The organism is Thalassobius sp. MITS945101 (genome assembly GCF_047123305.1).
Lineage (GTDB): Bacteria > Pseudomonadota > Alphaproteobacteria > Rhodobacterales > Rhodobacteraceae > Thalassobius.
The window spans coordinates 2,869,420-2,885,705 of the sequence record NZ_CP138918.1 but is presented as its reverse complement, the minus strand read 5'-3'; the positions used below and the strand labels follow the sequence as shown (position 1 = coordinate 2,885,705).

The window sequence follows — 16,286 nt, the reverse complement described above, 5'->3', positions numbered from 1 at the left end:
GTATTTTCAAACAGTCATTTTGAAAAACGGGGGGGGTGAGATGTCGCGTAAATTGATTGTCTGCTTTGATGGCACCGGCAATGAGATCGAAAAGAACGAAAGCAATATTCTGAGGCTCTACAAATGCCTCAAACATGATGAGAACCAGCTGGTCTATTACGAACCCGGGGTTGGCACGCTCTCTACCCGCCCCTTTGCCCGCAGCAGTTTTGGCAAAATCAAACTGGCGCTTGGATTGGCCGCGGGGCTGGGACTGCATGAAAATGTCATGCATGCCTACCGCTTCCTGTGCCAGAATTACCGGGAGGGCGACCGGCTCTATTTCTTTGGCTATTCACGTGGCGCCTACACCGCCCGTGTGCTGGCTGGGTTCATCAATGACTTCGGGCTGGTGGCCCCCCATGAGCTGCACCTGATTGGCCCGGTGTTCAAAGCCTGGCGCAAGCTGCGGCAAGGTGGGCCAAATGAACAATACGCCCCCTTGCGGATCTCGCAGCAGTTTTTTCACATGCGCCATCCTTCCATCCGTTTTCTGGGACTTTGGGACACCGTCTCTTCAATGATCCGGATCCGGCTGCGCTGGGGCACATTTCTGGAGTTCGGCACCCATTCCAGCGTCGATGAAAACCCCTCGGTCAAGGCTGTGCGCCACGCGCTGTCCATCGATGAGGCGCGCCGGTTCTTCCGCCATCAGTTCTGGACAGAGGGTCAAACATACTATGGCAACCGGTTCAAAACAAAGAACGATCCGCCGCCACAGGATGTGAAGCAGGTCTGGTTCCCCGGCACCCATACCGATGTTGCCGGCAGCGTGCCCGAGACGGAGGCCGGCCTGGCAAAAGTAACCATGCAGTGGATGCGGCAGGAGTTGGACGCACTGGAGGTGGACAAGTTGGAGTTCCGCGAACGCTACTATCAGCGCTATGTGATGGGCCAAGAGGATGAGGTCACCCGCCGGATGAAACTGCAGATCTCAGCCCCCAAGGCAACGGCGAAGCTGCACAGCCAGCTGAGGTTCCCAAAACCCTGGTTGCTGCTGGAAATTTTGCCACGTCTGACCCGCCGCAGCCGCAGGCCTAATCAGAAAGGTCTGTTTGGCTACTACCTGCCTCTTGGCCAGCCGCGCTACATTCCAAAGGGCGCTGAGATCCATCCCTCTGCGTTCAGCCGTCGCGATGCATTGACAGACTATGATCCCGTCAATCTGCAGGGATTTCAGCAAAGGGAAAAGGAACAAGAAAAGGCAACCGGAACGTATTGACCTTCCCTGCCCGCTTGGATACCTCAGGGGCAGAGCGCGGGTATGGTGAAATGGTATCATGCGAGCTTCCCAAGCTTAAGGTGCGGGTTCGATTCCCGCTACCCGCTCCAACTTCTCTGCCAATCAGTTGAAATCCCTGCTCTATTGCGGCCTCTACGGTATCGCGTTGACCTCAGGGCCGTGGGGTGAGAATTTGCACCGCAGAGCAAGGGGGGCGGTGCACGATGAAATTAGAAATCCGTCCGGCTGAGCAGGGCAGCGATGCTGGTACTAAAACCGATCGCACAACCCTTTTGGCCTATGGTGACGGCCTGCCGGTGGGGCAGTTGATCCTGGAACCCGCGCTCAATGCACCTGCCGAAGGGGTGATCCGTTTGATCGATGTCGACCCTGCCTTGCGGGGTGGTGGCATCGGTTCGGCACTTGTTTCGGCAGCAGAGGCGCAGGCGCGAAAAGCCGGCTGGCAGGTGCTAAGCGCCATACCCCCCGCCGCAACAGCGCATTTCTGGGAAGCCAACGGTTTTGCCGCTTCCGCATTGGGCTGGCACAAATCGTTCTAAGCCATACTCCCAAGCCACGCCTGCTATCCGATTTTCGGATAGCGCCATACCCAATCACACCTGCCGCTGCGTGCCAGAGCACAGCCGCAGCGCTTGTCCTTACCGCCAAGCTGTGAAAGGAAGGGGAGAACATCCAGAGATCGTATTCCCATGACCCCGCGCATGCTGGCCGCCACGCTATTCCTCACCCTTCTGTCCGGAAGCGGCGGGTTTCTTGCGTCGCTGACCCCGCTGCCGCTGCCCTATATGTTGGGCGCGCTGTTTGCCTCGGGCCTAGTTGCGATGTTTCAGGCCCATCGCCTGCCCGACGGCTATAGCTTCCCCACGCCGGTCAGGGCGGTTTTCATGGCCCTGATTGGGGTAATGGTGGGGTCTCAGGTCACCGGCGATGTGCTGCGGCAACTGCCGGGGCTGGTGCCCTCGATCGTGGCACTGACCCTGTTCACCGCCGCGGCCCATGCGATGAACTATCAGATCTATCGCCGCATCGGTGGCTATGACCGGCCCACCGCGTTTTTCTCGGGGACGCCCGGGGGGCTGTTGGAATCGCTGGCGATGGGAGAAAAATCGGGCGCGGATTTGCAGGCGCTGACGATGCTGCAGTTCATGCGGATCATCTTTGTCATCTCGCTTCTGCCGCTGGGTCTGTCGATCTGGTACGGCGTGCCGCTGGGCAGCGCATCTGGGGCCTCGATCACCAAAGAGGCCGTGGGGCTGGAGGCGATCCCGCTTGCACTGACAGTGGGGATTGCCGGCTATATTCTAGGCCGCGCGCTGCGGCTGCCTGCGGGACAATTGACCGGCCCGATGCTGGCGGCAGCAATTGTCACCGGCAGCGGGCTGGCGCCGCTGCCCCTGCCCCAGTGGCTGATCAATCTGGCGCAGGTGGTGATCGGGGCGTCTCTGGGGTTGCGGTTTACCGGGTTGCGGGGCTCGGCGATGCTGCGCGCCAGCTGGCTGTCGCTCTTGTCCGTGCTGGCGATGTTGGCCCTGGGGCTGGCCTTGGCGCTGGTGGTGGCGCAGATGGTGGCGCTGCCTTTTGACATCTTCCTGATTTCCTACGCTCCCGGTGGCGTGACTGAAATGGCGCTGGTGGCGCTGAGCCTCAATGCCAATCCGGCCCTGGTCACATTGCACCATGTCTACCGGATTTTCCTGACGGTGATCGGCATGGGGCTGGCAGCGCGTTGGATGGGTCTGCGCGATCCCAAGCCCTAAACCTGGCCATCCTCCAGACTTTCCACAGCCTCCGTAACGTGACGTCCTTACGTCACCCTGTCTTTGACAGGGCACGCCCTGCCGCGTAGACCCATTACTGAACAAGCGTTCATTTCTGAGCGCCGATCTGTTTCGCACTCTGATAGGGAGGAGTTTCTGATGGATATGAACAAAACCTGCGCCGTGATCACTGGCGGGGCCTCGGGCCTGGGCGAAGCCACCGCACGTGTGTTTGCCGAAGCCGGTGCCAAAGTCACCCTGTTGGACCGCGACACCAGCCGCGGCCCGCAGGTCGCGGCGGAACTGGGCGGCACCTTTGTCGAAACCGACGTGACCGATGAAGCCTCGGTCCAGGCGGCCTTGAGTGCGGCCAAAGAGGCCATGGGTGGCCTCAACGCCGCCGTGAACTGCGCTGGCATCGCCATTGCCGAAACCACCCTGAAGAAAGACGATGGCATTCACAGTCTGGAAAGCTATCGCAAGGTGATTGACGTGAACCTCACCGGCACCTTCAACATCGCCCGCCTTGCCGCCGACGCCATGAAGGACAACACGCCCGAGGAGGACGGCAACCGTGGCGTCATCATCAACACCGCCTCCATCGCGGCCTTTGACGGTCAGCGCGGACAGGCTGCCTATGCCAGCTCCAAAGGCGGCGTTGTTGGCCTGACCCTGCCCCTGGCCCGCGATCTGGCCCGCAATGGCATCCGGGTGATGACCATCGCACCGGGCATCTTCATGACGCCAATGCTGGCCGGCCTGCCGCAAGAGGCGCAGGACAGCCTGGCGGCTTCGGTCACCAACCCCAAACGTCTGGGCGATCCGCGCGAATACGGCCGCCTGGCCAAGTTCATTGTGGAATGTGGCTATCTGAACGGCGAAACCATCCGCATCGATGGCGCTTTGCGGATGATGTGATCCGGTTCAGTTGAAACGGCAAAGGCGGGCTTCAGGCCCGCCTTTTTTGTGGGCAAATCCCTGCCCTACCGATCACTTCTGGAGCGGCGATTTAGCCCGCCGCCTTCTCTTCCAGCTCCATCCACTCTTCCTCAGCCTTGCCAAGCGCCTCCTGACGCTCCACCAAAGCATCCGTGGCTTTCTGGAACTTCACTGGTTCCTTGGTGAAAAGCTCCGGATCCATCAGGAACTCTTCCAGCTTGGCAATCTCGGCTTCCAGCCGCTCGATCACTGCGGGCAGTTCCTCCAGCCGGTGCTTTTCGGTGAAGGACAGACCCACGGGTTTTGACGCCTCTTTCGCTGCAACCTTGCTGTCTTTCTTCGGCTTTGCTGCGGCCTTATCCGCCCTCGCAGCCACCTCGCCCTTTTGGGTTTGGTAATCGCTCCAACCACCGGCATAAACCGTGGCCCGCCCATTGCCTTCCATCGCGATTGTGGTGGTGGCCACCCGATCCAGGAAGTCACGATCGTGGCTGACCAGCATCACCGTGCCATCAAAGTCATCCAGCAACTCCTGCAGCAGATCCAGCGTTTCAATGTCCAGATCGTTGGTCGGTTCATCCAGCACCAAGAGGTTGCTTTCCCGCGCCATCAGTTTGGCCAGCAACAAACGCGCCTTTTCGCCACCCGAAAGCGAACGCACCGGCGCCCGCGCCTGCCGTTCATCAAACAGGAACTCTTTCAGATAGCCGACCACATGTTTCGGCTGACCACGGACCATGACCTGATCGGCCTTGCCCGAAACCCGCATTTCAGGATCGCTAGTCAAGCTATCCCAAAGGCTCATCTCAGGGTCCAGCTGGGCGCGGCTCTGATCGAAAATCGCCGGCACCAGATTGGTCCCATGCACCACCGTGCCCGCATCCGGGGTTTCCTGCCCCATCAGCATTTTCAACAGCGTGGTTTTGCCCACCCCGTTGGGGCCCACAAAGGCCACGCGGTCGCCTCGCTGGATCTTGATGTCAAAACTCTTGAGAATCGGCTTGTCACCATAGGTCTTGGCGATGCCCTTGGCCTCAATCACTTTACGGCCGGATTTCGGACCCGCCGACAGTTCTAGAGCCGCAGCCCCCTGCCGTTTGATCTGACTGGAGCGTTCATCCTTCAGAGCATGCAGCGCCCGCAGACGCCCCTGATTGCGCTTGCGCCGGGCCGAGATCCCCTCGACCGCCCACCGCGCCTCCGCCTTGATCTTGCGGTCCATCTTGTGGCGCGCAATGTCCTCTTCTTCCCAGGTCTTGTCGCGCCAGGCTTCAAAGGCCTCAAAGCCCTTCTCCTGCCGCCGCACCTGGCCACGGTCAATCCACAGGGTCGCCCGCGTCAATGCCCGCAGAAAGGCCCGGTCGTGTGAAATCAGCACATAGCCCGCCCGCGTGGTGGCCAGTTCATTTTCCAGCCAGGCAATGGCTTCGATATCCAGATGGTTGGTCGGCTCGTCCAGCAACATCAACTCTGGCGCTTCCGCCATCAGTTTCGCCAGCGCCGCGCGCCGCCGTTCACCGCCGGAAGCGGTCTCAACCGGCCGTGCGGGGTCAAACTTCAGCCCCGCACCGGCCATTTCCACCCGGTACATCTCGGACGGTTCCAATTCCGAGGCGGCAAAATCTCCCAGAGTGGCAAAGCCCTTCATTTCAGGCTCCTGCTCCATATAGCCGACCGACACACCCGGCGGCACCACGCGCAGCCCCTGGTCGGCCTCCACCAGACCGGCCATCACCTTCATCAGGGTGGATTTGCCGGACCCGTTGCGCCCCACCAGCGCCACCCGGTCACCAGGCTGCACCATCAGGGCAAGGTCGTGAAAAACAGGATCGCCGCCAAAGGTCAGCGAGATTTCGTTCAGCTGGAGCAAAGGTATACGTGCCATGCCCCGCTGCTACGTCAGCGGCCCATATAGGTCAAGCAGACAGGTCAATCGTGTCACGCCGCGCTGCCTATTCTTCTTGGTGCAAATATCCCGGGGGAATTGGCCACTAGGCCAAGGGGGCAGCGCCCCAAAACGGAGCGTCTAGCCCGCCACCGCCCGCAGCAGTTTTTTACGCGCTGGTGGAATGGCGGCGATTTCAAGCCCGGTGAACACATGCAGCGTGTTCATATGCCGGTCCACCACCGCATGATCGCTAACCCAGCCGCCCATCATCAGATAGGTCCGCAGCAAAGGTGGCATGTGGCGCATCGCTTGTTTTGCGTCGGGTTTGCGGCGCAGTTTTTGGGCAAAACGGAACACCTGCGGCGCCTTCACCCGCGGCAGCCAGCGTTTCGGTGCCAGGTGACGGTCTCGCAGCATGGCGAAGGCGTCCAGATAGGCCTGCTCATCGGTGCCATGAAAAGAAGAGCAGCCAAACAGCATCTCGACCCCATGGTCATCGACAAAAGAGGTCATCGCCCCCCAGGCCACCCGCAAAATATCGGGATCGTTCACCTCGGGATGAATGCAGAACCGGCCCATTTCCACCATCGGTCCGTTGAAATCCTGCAAGGCGGACAGCTCGTAATACTGCGCGGAATAACTGTGACCAATGGCTTGACCGTTTTCAAACGGCAGCAGCCTGAAACAGCAGACCAGACGCCCGCTGCGGCTTTCTTCAACCAGAACATGCACACAAAGGTCATCGTAGCCGTCAACATCCCGCCCCTCTGCCCCATGAAACGCCAGATGGCGCAGGGACTGGGCTGCGTGAATGTCTGCTTCGCTTTCTGCCAGGCGGGTTTGATACCGCCCTTTTTTCAATGACAACATGGCCTGCTCCGCCGCTTCCCAATATCCATCGGGCCCAGGTTCTTCGGGGCTTGCCGAAGAATCTAGTCATGCGCGAGCCTTCACGCAACAGATGTCGCGCAGGTGACAGCCGCGTGACACATTCATTGCAAACAGAAAAGTGGTCAGATCAGAGGAAATCGCCGGCGCTGACGTTGCCCAGGTTGCCCAGCAGCTGACGGATAAAGCCCTTTTCGGCCACCGAACTGCCAGTGACACGGCGCGACAGCGGGATAACCTCACCGTCTTCCAGACCGAAACGTTCGACGTTGCTGACAATCCCACGTGAATCGAAGCTGATCGCCACCACTTCGCGCTCGACGACTTCGGGCGCCTGATAGGCAAAATGTTTCACCCGGCTGCGCACATAGTAATAGGCGCTTTCATTTGCCACACCAGAGGTCGAGGGCGGCCCTACAGTTTCCGCAACCGAGTCGCGGCTATCGAGGCCCACGATGATGCCAGACAGCTCTTCTTCGGGCGGCACATAGCCATGATTGCGATAGCTGGCCGAACAGCCCGCCACCGCCAAAATTGCCACGGTTGCTGCAACGCGTCCCAGGGTCTTCACCTTGCCTGCCATTTCCACCCTCTTGCCTTGGCTTCATTCGCCTTTTATCTCGCTTACAGAAGGAATGACTTTGGTTCAAGCAAAGGAACCACACCAAAAATGAACAATCTCCCCACTCAGCCACTGCGCGTGGCCGATTTACCGACCAAAAAAGCAACCCGTTTTGAACTGGTTCCCGAACAAGTCACCCTGCGCGCCATTGCCAGTGAGCTGGGCATTCAAGGCCTGCGCAAGCTGCGTTTCAAGGGCGAAATCAGTGCTGACGGCAAACGCGACTGGCGTTTGACCGCCCAACTCGGCGCCACCGTGACCCAGCCCTGCGTGGTGACATTGGAGCCGGTGACCACCCGGATCGAAGAACCGGTGGAACGGCGCTTTGTTGCCGAAATCCCGGATTTCGGCCCTTCGGCAAAGAAATCCGATGAGGATGAAGACGGCATTGAGATGCCCGAGGACGACAACACGGAACTGCTGGGCAGCCATATCGACCCGGCCTCTGTGATGTTGGAAGCCTTGTCGCTGGCCCTGCCACTCTACCCGCGTGCAGAAGATGCAGCCCTTGATGAAACCAACTTCACCGAGCCGGGCAAAGACGCCATGACCGATGAAGACACCAAACCTTTTGCCGGTTTGGCAGCCCTGCGCGACCAGTTGGGCAAGAAAGACGGAGAATAAAGAAAAAACCACTTGCGCCGGGGGTATTTCGCAGTATTTTCCGGCGCTCATTCGAATTTAGGGTTGGACATGCCGGAAACTTCCGACTATGTGCCACGAACCCACATGTAACCGGGCCGTCGCGGCCCCAGAAATTGAGGTTGTGACATGGCTGTCCAACAGAACAAAGTATCCAAGTCGCGCCGCAACAACCGCCGCGCACACGACGCTCTGGTCGCTGCAAACCCGAACGAGTGCCCGAACTGCGGTGAGCTGAAGCGCCCCCACCACGTATGTGCCTCCTGCGGCCACTACGCCGATCGTGAAGTCGTTGCTATGGCAGACGACGTCGATCTGGACGAAGACGCAGCATAAGCGCGTAAACTCGGGGACCAGCGTCCGCTATGACCGCTCTGCAGGATACCTCCAAAGCGGGTGCAGGACGCACCGTGATCTCCGTTGACGCCATGGGTGGCGATCGAGGACCGGCGGCTGTTGTCGCCGGTATTTCGTTGTCCGCCAAAAAGAACCCCGACATTGGTTTTATTCTGCACGGCCCCAAGACCGAGCTGGAAAAGCTTGTGGCGCGCAAGAAAGCGCTTTCAGGCCGCGTTGAGATCCGCGACGCCAAAGATGTGGTCACCATGGAGGACAAGCCCTCTCAGGTGATGCGGCACGGCAAACAGACCTCGATGTGGTCAGCGCTGGACTCCGTGCGCTCGAAAGAGGCCGATGTCTGTGTCTCCTGTGGCAACACAGGCGCGCTGATGGCGCTGTCGATGATCCGCCTGCGCAAGCTGCCGGGTGTGAACCGTCCTGCCATCGCGATCCTCTGGCCCTCGTCGAACCCGCAAGGGTTCAATGTGATGCTGGATGTTGGCGCCGATATCCGCGCCGACGAACGTGACCTTTTGCAATATGCCATGATGGGCGCCTCCTACGCGCGCAATGGTCTGGACCTGCAAAAGCCACGCATTGGCCTGCTGAATGTGGGCACAGAAGAACACAAAGGTCGGGCTGAGCTGAAACTTGCCCATGACCTGATTGCCACCCAAGCACCGCTGGCAGGCTATGAGTTTGTCGGCTTTGTAGAAGGCGGCGATATTCCGGGGGATCGTTGTGACGTGATTGTCACCGACGGGTTCACCGGCAACATCGCGCTGAAAACCGGCGAAGGTACGGCCAGCCTGATCGGCAACCTGCTGCGCGAAGCCTTTAAATTCTCGCCCCTGTCCCGTCTGGCCTCGGTGTTGGCCTACACGTCGCTGCAGCGTCTGAAAAAGCGGATCGATCCGCGGCGTGTCAACGGCGGTGTGTTTCTGGGCCTCAACGGAACAGTGGTGAAATCCCACGGTTCTGCCGACGCAATGGGTGTCGCTGCGGCGGTCAAACTGGCCTTCCAATTGTCCCAATCTGGTTTCTCTCACAAACTCGCGGCTCGGGTTGCATCTGCCACCGAGCAGGTCCAAAATGCCGTAGAGGAAAGAGACCAGAGCGGTGACAAAGAATGACAATACGGGCTGTTGTAAAAGGCGTTGGACATTACCTGCCAGAGCGGGTTGTCCCCAACAGCGAATTTGAAGCCACACTGGACACAACGGACGAATGGATTCGCACCCGCTCTGGGATCGAGCGGCGCCATTTTGCAGCTGAGGGCGAAACCACATCGGACCTGGCGGTAAAGGCCGCACAGGCCGCGCTTGATTCGGCGGGCTATCAAGCCGACGATATCGACGCGATTGTGCTGGCAACCTCTACCCCCGACCTGACTTTCCCTTCTGTGGCCACAATGGTGCAGCAGAAACTGGGCATGACCCGTGGTTTCGGCTTTGACGTGCAGGCAGTTTGCGCCGGCTTTGTCTATGCGCTGACCAATGCCAACGCACTGATCGTGTCTGGTCAGGCGCAAAAGGTGCTGGTGATCGGGGCCGAGACCTTCAGCCGGATCATGGATTGGACCGATCGCGCCACCTGCGTGTTGTTCGGCGATGGCGCCGGCGCACTGGTGCTGGAAGCTGACACCGGTGCGGGGAACAATTCCGATCGCGGCATTCTGTCGGCAGACCTGAATTCCGACGGGCGTTACAAGGATATGCTCTTTGTTGATGGCGGGGTGTCCACAACGGGCACCTCGGGCAAACTTCGGATGCAGGGCAATGCGCTGTTCCGGCAGGCGGTGGAGAAGCTGACTTCGACCGCGCGCGCGGCACTGGCCAAGGCTGATCTGAGTGACGCAGACGTGGATTGGATTGTGCCGCATCAGGCCAATATTCGCATTATTCAAGGCACCGCCAAGAAGATGGGCCTGTCGATGGACAACGTGATTGTCACCGTTCAGGACCACGGCAACACCTCTGCTGCTTCGATTCCTCTGGCGCTTTCTGTGGGCGCCGCCGAGGGCCGGATCAAGCCCGGCGACCTCTTGGTGACCGAAGCGATTGGCGGCGGTCTGGCCTGGGGTTCGGTTGTTCTGCGCTGGTAAGGCGAAATCAAGGGTTTTGCACCTTCTGAGCCTCTAATCTCAAGCCATTGATATTGACTCGGAAATTGCCTTCCCTCATGTTTGAGAAAACGAGGGAGACCCCGGCAATGAGTGAAAAGACCCTGACACGTATGGACCTGAGCGAAGCCATCTTTCGCGAGGTCGGCCTGTCCCGAAATGACTCGGCACAGCTGGTAGAGAGCGTATTGAATCATATGTCGGACGCGCTGGTGGATGGCCAACAGGTCAAGATCTCCTCTTTCGGCACCTTTTCGGTGCGCGACAAGGCGGCCCGCGTCGGCCGCAACCCCAAAACCGGGGAAGAGGTTCCGATCAACCCCCGCCGTGTCCTGACCTTCCGTCCCTCCCACCTCATGAAAGAGCGTGTGGCTGCAGGGAACGCCAAGAAAGGATAAGCGGCAATGGCGAAGTCGCCAGACGCCTTCAGAACGATCAGCGAAGTGGCCGAGTGGTTGGACCGCCCGGCCCACGTTTTGCGTTTCTGGGAAAGCAAGTTCACCCAAGTCAAACCGGTCAAACGGGCCGGTGGCCGCCGATACTATCGCCGCCAGGACATGCTGCTTCTGGGCGGCATCAAGACGTTGTTGCATGATGACGGAATGACCATCAAAGGGGTGCAGAAACTGCTGCGGGAACACGGCGTGAAACACGTGACCGCTATGTCGCAACCCCTTGATGGCGAAGAGGAAACTGTCGAAATCTCTGCCACTCCTGTGGAAGCAGAGATGACAGAGGCGCCCGTGGACGCTGTGGAGGAACCGCAGGGCCAGTTGCTGTCCTTCCCCTCCCCTGAGGCGGAAGCCGAGAAGCCCAAGGCCAAGCGCCGTACCTCCGACAAGCCTGCGTTCGAGAGAGAACCTGAACAGGCGATGCTGTTTGACGTTGCCGATTCCGTCGCGCCTGAACTGGACGACATCTATCGCGCCGCCCCGGACGCCGCTGACGCTGCGGTGGAGGAACCGGATGATGTGCCACTACCCTTTGATGCGCCCGCAGCCCCTGCCGAAGAGCCCGCGGTCGGTGAGCAGACAGACACGGTTGCCATCCCGGCCTCTGTTGAACAGGTGGATGTGCCTGATGAGATCCTCGTCACGCCCTTCCCCGGTCATTTGACCGCGCTGCTGGAACAGACCGCGCAGCTGAAAGAGGGCGGCCACGATGACGCGCTGGCCATCCGCAACCGTTTGCTCTCGCATCTGAAAACCCTCAAAGGCAAGCTCTGAAGCCTGCCCAGCTTGGCACTTAAAATGCGGCGCGTCCTTTTGGTGAAAAGGACGCGCCGTTTGCATTTGAGGGGGCGGTAAACTTTCTGCCCAAAACCCATCAGAAAATGCGCAAAGCCCCTTGCCCCCGCCGCAGAATCCAGTATGAAAGCCAAACCGTCGGGCTATAGCGCAGCCTGGTAGCGCGTCCGTCTGGGGGACGGAAGGTCGCAGGTTCGAGTCCTGCTAGCCCGACCATTTTCTCCCACACTGGTGATCACACCGGCCTAATGGCAGGGGATCAATCACGTGAACTTCCGATGGAAAGAGTGAGAGATAACAGGGGATTACCCCCCCCTGCCCTCATCCTCTTTGTCTTCCTTGATCCTATGCCGCTTTTGCAGGTTTCTTTAGCTGCCCAACCGGGCGCACGGCGAAGGCAAAGGCGATGATCAACAAGGCCAGCGCCGCCAATAAGCCAAAGCCAAACCGCAGCGACGTGGCCTCGGCAACAAACCCGATCAGCGGTGGCCCCAACAGGATGCCGCCATAGCTGAGGGTTGAGACCGCCGAAATCGCACGGCCCGGCGACATATCCGGGTCATTGGCCGCGCGGGTAAAGGCGATGGGGATGATCACGGCATAGCCCAGCCCCATCAAGGCAAACCCGGTCACACTCATGACGGGGCTGGCAAACCCCACCACCAGCAAGGCACCCAGAAACGCCACGCAGCCTGCGCCGCGTGCTGTGGCGACGGGGCCGAACAGGCGGATCACACGATCCCCTGCCAGCCGCATCACCACCATGGCCGAGGCAAAAACGGTGAAGCCAAGCGCCGCGTCTGCCTCGCCCACGCCAACAACATCCACCATATAGACCGCGCTCCAATCCGCCATCGCACCTTCGCCCATCGCAGCGCCAAAGGCCATCAGGCCAGCAAACAGCAGGATGCCTTTGGGCAGAGTGAAAATCGGCCCCTTTTTCGCGCCCTCTTCAGCCGGGTGTAGATCCGACTGCCAGCCGATGTTGGCAAACCACAAGAGCACAGCTGAAAATAACAGCCCTGCCAGCAGGAAGTGGCTGAAGACTTCCATCCCCCCCTTCAGCGCCAGATAGCCGCTGATCGCGCCCGCACCGGTGCCGACGCTCCACATCGCATGGAATGAGGACATGACAGGACGGCCCATCTGGCGCTCGACCTCGGTGGCCCAGGTGTTCATGGTCACATCCATCGCGCCATGTGAGGCGCCGAAGAACAACAGCGCAGGGGCCAGAAACCACAGACTGGGCGCAGCCCCCACCAACAAAAGGCCCACAAGGTTCGCCGCCGCCAACCAAAGTGTCACCCGCGCCGCGCCGCGCGTATCAGCCGCCCGTCCTGCAAAAGGAAACGCGATGATCGCACCGCCCGCCAATAGCAACAGCAGTAGCCCCAGCACTGCGTGGCTGAGGTCAAACCGTTCCGCTACCGCAGGCACCCTTGCGGCCCACATGCCATAAAGTGCGCCATTCATGGCAAACATCGCCGAAACCGCCCGCCAGGGGGTGCGAATCTGGATCGTCATGGGGGAAACCTTTCCTCAGTCCTTGGGCGAATCTTTGGGCGCTAACATTTTCCAAAGCAAGGGGGCACGGTACGTTTCCCCAGCGTGCGTGACACAAATCCGACGTAGCGTAAGCAGGCGAAACCGACCTCTCGGTCGCTTTTCCATGCGGCAACGACTTGACTTGAAACGCCACTCAGGAAATCTGCCGGAAAGACCCTTAGAGCCGGAGGAGGCCGTGATGAAAAAGTCGATTGACGATTTCGTGCTGGAAAACATCACCGTGGCAATGGACGAAGACGGGATCACCACCGTCACGCTGAACCGCCCCAACAAACGCAACGCGCTGAACGCGGAAACTATCGAAGAGCTGATCGAGGTTTTCTCGCATCTGCCACGCATGGGCGCACGTGCGATTGTGCTGCGCGCCGAGGGGGACCACTTCTGCGCCGGTCTGGACCTGGTGGAACACCATGTCGAAGATCGCCGCCCTGAGGACTTCATGCATGTCTGCCTGCGTTGGCATGAGGCGTTCAACAAAATGGAATACGGCGGTGTGCCGATCATCGCCGCGCTGAAAGGCGCTGTTGTGGGTGGCGGGCTGGAGCTGGCCTCCTCGGCCCATATCCGTGTGGCGGACCAATCGACCTATTTTGCCCTGCCTGAAGGCCAGCGTGGGTTGTTCACCGGCGGCGGTGCCACCATTCGGGTCGCTGATCTGGTGGGCAAAGCCCGCATGATCGACATGATGCTGACCGGCCGGATCTACAAAGATGACGAGGCCGTCTCGGTTGGGCTGGCGCAGTACCTGGTCGAGGACTCTGCGGCCAAAGCCTATGAGATCGCCCGCGCCGCAGCGACCAACCCGCCCTTGTCGAACTTCGCCATCTGCTCGGCCATCAGCCATATGCAGAACATGTCGGCGCTGGATGCGGCCTATGCGGAATCGGTTGTGGCTGGCATCGTGAACACCCAACCCGCTTCGCGCGATCGTCTGGCGGCCTTTGCGGATAAAACAGCCGCGCGGGTCAAACCAAAGTCCTAAGAGACCGACGAACCGAATTAAGAAAAGAGTGCGCGCCTTCGGGCGCGCGCTTTGCTTTTTTAGCGCCTCCGGCGGGGATATTTGGACCAAGAAGAAGGCGCAGGGTGTCCAGATAGGTCGGGTCCGCGAAAGAAACACGGTTCCCCGCCCCGCGCCCCTTTGTTAAGACAGGAAAAACCAATTGCGGAGGCGTTTTAATGACCGGAGTTCTGCCCTCTCAGGTGCTGGAAACCATGATCACGGCCAAAGAGATTTCGGCCAGCCCCGCGATCATCCCTGAACAGATCCAACCGGCCTCGCTGGACCTGCGGCTAGGCACCCGGGCCTGGCGGGTGCGGGCGTCCTTTCTGGCAGGGAACGGACGGTCTGTCATGGAGCGGCTGGAAGAGTTTGAGATGCACCAGATCGACCTGACCGATGGCGCGGTTCTGGAAAAAGGCTGTGTCTATGTGGTGCCGCTGATGGAGCAGCTGGATCTGCCTGAGGGCATACAGGCGGTGGCCAACGCCAAAAGCTCGACCGGGCGGCTGGATCTGCTGACCCGCACCATCACCGATGGCGGTGAAGAATTTGACCGCATTCAGCCTGGCTATAGTGGCCCGCTCTATGCCGAGATCTGCCCGCGCAGTTTCTCAGTTCTGGTGCGGCCGGGCATGCGATTGAACCAGATACGGTTCCGCGATGGGCAGGCGGTTTTGTCGGATGCGGCGCTGACGGCGCTGCACGGTGAGACACCGCTGGTGGACGGAGAGGCGGTGATTGACGAGGGTTTGGGCTTTTCCGTGGATCTGCGCCCCGATGCGGGCACTTTGGTCGGCTACCGCGCCAAACCACATACCGGCGTGATCGATCTGGACTGGATCGGTGAATATGACCCAGCCGAATACTGGGAAGAGGTGCGCAGCCACAACGGGCAGATCATTCTGGACCCCGGTGCCTTCTACATTCTGGTCAGCCGCGAGGCGGTGCATATCCCGCCAGCCTATGCGGCCGAAATGGCCCCCTATCTGGCAATGGTCGGCGAGTTCCGCGTGCATTACGCAGGCTTCTTTGATCCCGGTTTCGGCAATGCCGATGCGGGTGGGGCCGGATCCCGTGGTGTGCTGGAGGTGCGCTGTCACGAAGCGCCTTTTGTGCTGGAACACGGGCAGGTCGTCGGGCGTTTGGTCTATGAACAGATGGCAGAGGTGCCGCAGCAGCTCTATGGGGCGGGAATTGCCTCAAACTATCAGGGGCAGGGGCTGAAGTTGTCGAAACATTTCCGCGCCGGGTAAGCCGGTGCCGGGCGATGGTGCCGTGCAGAGCGTCTCCGGTTGACCCTGCTGGCGTGGCAGGTGACGGTTGTGCGGCTTCGCCCTATTCTAATTGGAGACGGACCGGACAAGCTGCGGATTTGGGAGAGGTGGAATGCGTATTTTTGCAACGATCCTAGGGATAGGGCTGGCGCTGGCCGCCTGCCAGAAGGTCGCGGATGGCACCTTTGCGCGCTACCATCATCTGCAGGAAAATCCGATCCGGGTGATCATGCCGCCCACCGCCCCCTATATGAGCCAACAGTACCGGCGTCTGCCGCCAGAACTCGCGCGGGAACGAGACGTCCGAGATCATCTGGCGATTGATGTGCAGGCACCTCTAGGCACCCCGGTTCTGGCGGTAGCGCCGGGACGCGTGACGCGGGTGCAGACCGGTCCGGCTTATGGCAAACGGGTTGAACTGACCCATGCGCCGGATGCGCAGGGCAAGTCGATTGTGACACGCTATTTTCACCTCGACAGTCAGACCGTTGTTGAGGGCCAGACGGTGGCGCGCGGCGAACAAATTGGCACGTTGGGCCACAGTGGCTTTCTGGCGGGCACCTTGGATCATCTACACTATTCGGTCATTCAGGCCGGCCGCGCTGAGGATCCCAACCGGTTCTGGGTCGAGGGCATTGGTCGGGTGACCTGTTTTGACCCCTCTGCCAGCTATGACGAGCAGGTCTTTGCCGCCACCTATCCAGTGGGGTGCTAACG

17 protein-coding genes and 2 tRNA genes are annotated in these 16,286 nt (G+C 60.0%); 15 read left to right on the top strand and 4 right to left on the bottom strand.

Annotation, left to right across the window (positions count from 1 at the left end; all coding sequences use genetic code 11):
* The first annotated feature begins 40 nt into the window (after positions 1-40).
* From SIC14_RS14370 to SIC14_RS14350, 5 genes are all read left to right on the top strand, one after another.
* Positions 41-1,261 carry a DUF2235 domain-containing protein gene (locus SIC14_RS14370; RefSeq protein ID WP_412562605.1) on the top strand — a complete coding sequence of 407 codons (1,221 nt, stop codon included), beginning with the start codon at positions 41-43 and terminating at the stop codon, positions 1,259-1,261.
* A 36-nt stretch (positions 1,262-1,297) separates the two neighbouring features.
* Positions 1,298-1,371 (top strand) — tRNA-Gly (locus tag SIC14_RS14365).
* Positions 1,372-1,485: 114 nt separating this feature from the next.
* Positions 1,486-1,821, top strand: a complete 336-nt coding sequence (locus SIC14_RS14360) for a GNAT family N-acetyltransferase (protein WP_412562604.1) — start codon at positions 1,486-1,488, stop codon at positions 1,819-1,821.
* Positions 1,822-1,971: 150 nt separating this feature from the next.
* Complete coding sequence (locus SIC14_RS14355) at positions 1,972-3,039, top strand: AbrB family transcriptional regulator (protein ID WP_412562603.1); 1,068 nt, start codon at positions 1,972-1,974, stop codon at positions 3,037-3,039.
* Positions 3,040-3,198: 159 nt separating this feature from the next.
* A complete protein-coding gene (locus SIC14_RS14350) occupies positions 3,199-3,957 on the top strand; it encodes a 3-hydroxyacyl-CoA dehydrogenase (RefSeq protein ID WP_412562602.1) in 759 nt (252 codons plus the stop codon).
* A gap of 91 nt (positions 3,958-4,048) precedes the next feature.
* Here the strand turns inward: SIC14_RS14350 and SIC14_RS14345 are convergent, their stop codons facing one another.
* The 3 genes from SIC14_RS14345 to SIC14_RS14335 all read right to left on the bottom strand — a co-directional run bounded on the left by SIC14_RS14345 (position 4,049) and on the right by SIC14_RS14335 (position 7,337).
* Positions 4,049-5,863: an ABC-F family ATP-binding cassette domain-containing protein gene (locus SIC14_RS14345; protein WP_412562601.1), complete on the bottom strand. Its 1,815-nt coding sequence runs from the start codon at positions 5,861-5,863 to the stop codon at positions 4,049-4,051.
* Positions 5,864-6,004: 141 nt separating this feature from the next.
* On the bottom strand, positions 6,005-6,736 hold the full coding sequence (locus SIC14_RS14340) for a GNAT family N-acetyltransferase (RefSeq protein WP_412562600.1): 732 nt from the start codon (positions 6,734-6,736) through the stop codon (positions 6,005-6,007).
* A 148-nt stretch (positions 6,737-6,884) separates the two neighbouring features.
* Entirely contained in the window at positions 6,885-7,337 is a 453-nt protein-coding gene (locus SIC14_RS14335) for an outer membrane protein assembly factor BamE (RefSeq protein WP_412562599.1), read from the bottom strand.
* 87 nt (positions 7,338-7,424) lie between these two features.
* Between SIC14_RS14335 and SIC14_RS14330 the strand changes: the two genes are divergently transcribed.
* From SIC14_RS14330 to SIC14_RS14300, 7 genes are all read left to right on the top strand, one after another.
* Complete coding sequence (locus SIC14_RS14330; RefSeq protein WP_412562598.1) at positions 7,425-8,000, top strand: YceD family protein; 576 nt, start codon at positions 7,425-7,427, stop codon at positions 7,998-8,000.
* A 147-nt stretch (positions 8,001-8,147) separates the two neighbouring features.
* Positions 8,148-8,354 (top strand): 50S ribosomal protein L32, encoded by a 207-nt coding sequence (gene rpmF, locus SIC14_RS14325; RefSeq protein ID WP_058317763.1) that lies wholly within the window; start codon positions 8,148-8,150, stop codon positions 8,352-8,354.
* A 29-nt stretch (positions 8,355-8,383) separates the two neighbouring features.
* A complete protein-coding gene (gene plsX, locus SIC14_RS14320; protein ID WP_412562597.1) occupies positions 8,384-9,490 on the top strand; it encodes a phosphate acyltransferase PlsX in 1,107 nt (368 codons plus the stop codon).
* A complete protein-coding gene (locus SIC14_RS14315; protein WP_412562596.1) occupies positions 9,487-10,461 on the top strand; it encodes a beta-ketoacyl-ACP synthase III in 975 nt (324 codons plus the stop codon). The genes plsX and SIC14_RS14315 overlap by 4 nt, the downstream gene beginning before the upstream one ends.
* A 107-nt stretch (positions 10,462-10,568) precedes the next feature.
* Positions 10,569-10,877, top strand: a complete 309-nt coding sequence (ihfA, locus tag SIC14_RS14310; RefSeq protein WP_058317766.1) for an integration host factor subunit alpha — start codon at positions 10,569-10,571, stop codon at positions 10,875-10,877.
* Positions 10,878-10,883: 6 nt separating this feature from the next.
* Positions 10,884-11,705, top strand: a complete 822-nt coding sequence (locus SIC14_RS14305) for a MerR family transcriptional regulator (RefSeq protein ID WP_412562595.1) — start codon at positions 10,884-10,886, stop codon at positions 11,703-11,705.
* Positions 11,706-11,865: 160 nt separating this feature from the next.
* A tRNA-Pro gene (locus tag SIC14_RS14300) sits at positions 11,866-11,942 on the top strand.
* A 129-nt stretch (positions 11,943-12,071) separates the two neighbouring features.
* On the opposite strand, the gene SIC14_RS14295 is transcribed toward SIC14_RS14300, so the two are convergent.
* Positions 12,072-13,250 (bottom strand): MFS transporter, encoded by a 1,179-nt coding sequence (locus tag SIC14_RS14295; protein ID WP_412562594.1) that lies wholly within the window; start codon positions 13,248-13,250, stop codon positions 12,072-12,074.
* A 220-nt stretch (positions 13,251-13,470) separates the two neighbouring features.
* Between SIC14_RS14295 and SIC14_RS14290 the strand changes: the two genes are divergently transcribed.
* From SIC14_RS14290 to SIC14_RS14280, 3 genes are all read left to right on the top strand, one after another.
* Complete coding sequence (locus tag SIC14_RS14290) at positions 13,471-14,274, top strand: crotonase/enoyl-CoA hydratase family protein (protein WP_412562593.1); 804 nt, start codon at positions 13,471-13,473, stop codon at positions 14,272-14,274.
* Between the two features lie 197 nt (positions 14,275-14,471).
* Positions 14,472-15,548 (top strand): 2'-deoxycytidine 5'-triphosphate deaminase, encoded by a 1,077-nt coding sequence (locus SIC14_RS14285; protein WP_412562592.1) that lies wholly within the window; start codon positions 14,472-14,474, stop codon positions 15,546-15,548.
* A 133-nt stretch (positions 15,549-15,681) separates the two neighbouring features.
* Positions 15,682-16,284: a M23 family metallopeptidase gene (locus tag SIC14_RS14280; RefSeq protein WP_412562591.1), complete on the top strand. Its 603-nt coding sequence runs from the start codon at positions 15,682-15,684 to the stop codon at positions 16,282-16,284.
* Positions 16,285-16,286: the final 2 nt, after the last annotated feature.

Excerpts from the sequence above, each read along its gene's own strand:
- SIC14_RS14370 (WP_412562605.1), top strand. The coding sequence starts at position 41 with ATGTCGCGTAAATTGATTGTCTGCTTTGATGGCACCGGCAATGAGATC.
- SIC14_RS14360 (WP_412562604.1), top strand. The coding sequence starts at position 1,486 with ATGAAATTAGAAATCCGTCCGGCTGAGCAGGGCAGCGATGCTGGTACT.
- SIC14_RS14355 (WP_412562603.1), top strand. The coding sequence starts at position 1,972 with ATGACCCCGCGCATGCTGGCCGCCACGCTATTCCTCACCCTTCTGTCC.
- SIC14_RS14350 (WP_412562602.1), top strand. The coding sequence starts at position 3,199 with ATGGATATGAACAAAACCTGCGCCGTGATCACTGGCGGGGCCTCGGGC.
- SIC14_RS14345 (WP_412562601.1), bottom strand. The coding sequence starts at position 5,863 with ATGGCACGTATACCTTTGCTCCAGCTGAACGAAATCTCGCTGACCTTT.
- SIC14_RS14340 (WP_412562600.1), bottom strand. The coding sequence starts at position 6,736 with ATGTTGTCATTGAAAAAAGGGCGGTATCAAACCCGCCTGGCAGAAAGC.
- SIC14_RS14335 (WP_412562599.1), bottom strand. The coding sequence starts at position 7,337 with ATGGCAGGCAAGGTGAAGACCCTGGGACGCGTTGCAGCAACCGTGGCA.
- SIC14_RS14330 (WP_412562598.1), top strand. The coding sequence starts at position 7,425 with ATGAACAATCTCCCCACTCAGCCACTGCGCGTGGCCGATTTACCGACC.
- rpmF (WP_058317763.1), top strand. The coding sequence starts at position 8,148 with ATGGCTGTCCAACAGAACAAAGTATCCAAGTCGCGCCGCAACAACCGC.
- plsX (WP_412562597.1), top strand. The coding sequence starts at position 8,384 with ATGACCGCTCTGCAGGATACCTCCAAAGCGGGTGCAGGACGCACCGTG.
- SIC14_RS14315 (WP_412562596.1), top strand. The coding sequence starts at position 9,487 with ATGACAATACGGGCTGTTGTAAAAGGCGTTGGACATTACCTGCCAGAG.
- ihfA (WP_058317766.1), top strand. The coding sequence starts at position 10,569 with ATGAGTGAAAAGACCCTGACACGTATGGACCTGAGCGAAGCCATCTTT.
- SIC14_RS14305 (WP_412562595.1), top strand. The coding sequence starts at position 10,884 with ATGGCGAAGTCGCCAGACGCCTTCAGAACGATCAGCGAAGTGGCCGAG.
- SIC14_RS14295 (WP_412562594.1), bottom strand. The coding sequence starts at position 13,250 with ATGACGATCCAGATTCGCACCCCCTGGCGGGCGGTTTCGGCGATGTTT.
- SIC14_RS14290 (WP_412562593.1), top strand. The coding sequence starts at position 13,471 with ATGAAAAAGTCGATTGACGATTTCGTGCTGGAAAACATCACCGTGGCA.
- SIC14_RS14285 (WP_412562592.1), top strand. The coding sequence starts at position 14,472 with ATGACCGGAGTTCTGCCCTCTCAGGTGCTGGAAACCATGATCACGGCC.
- SIC14_RS14280 (WP_412562591.1), top strand. The coding sequence starts at position 15,682 with ATGCGTATTTTTGCAACGATCCTAGGGATAGGGCTGGCGCTGGCCGCC.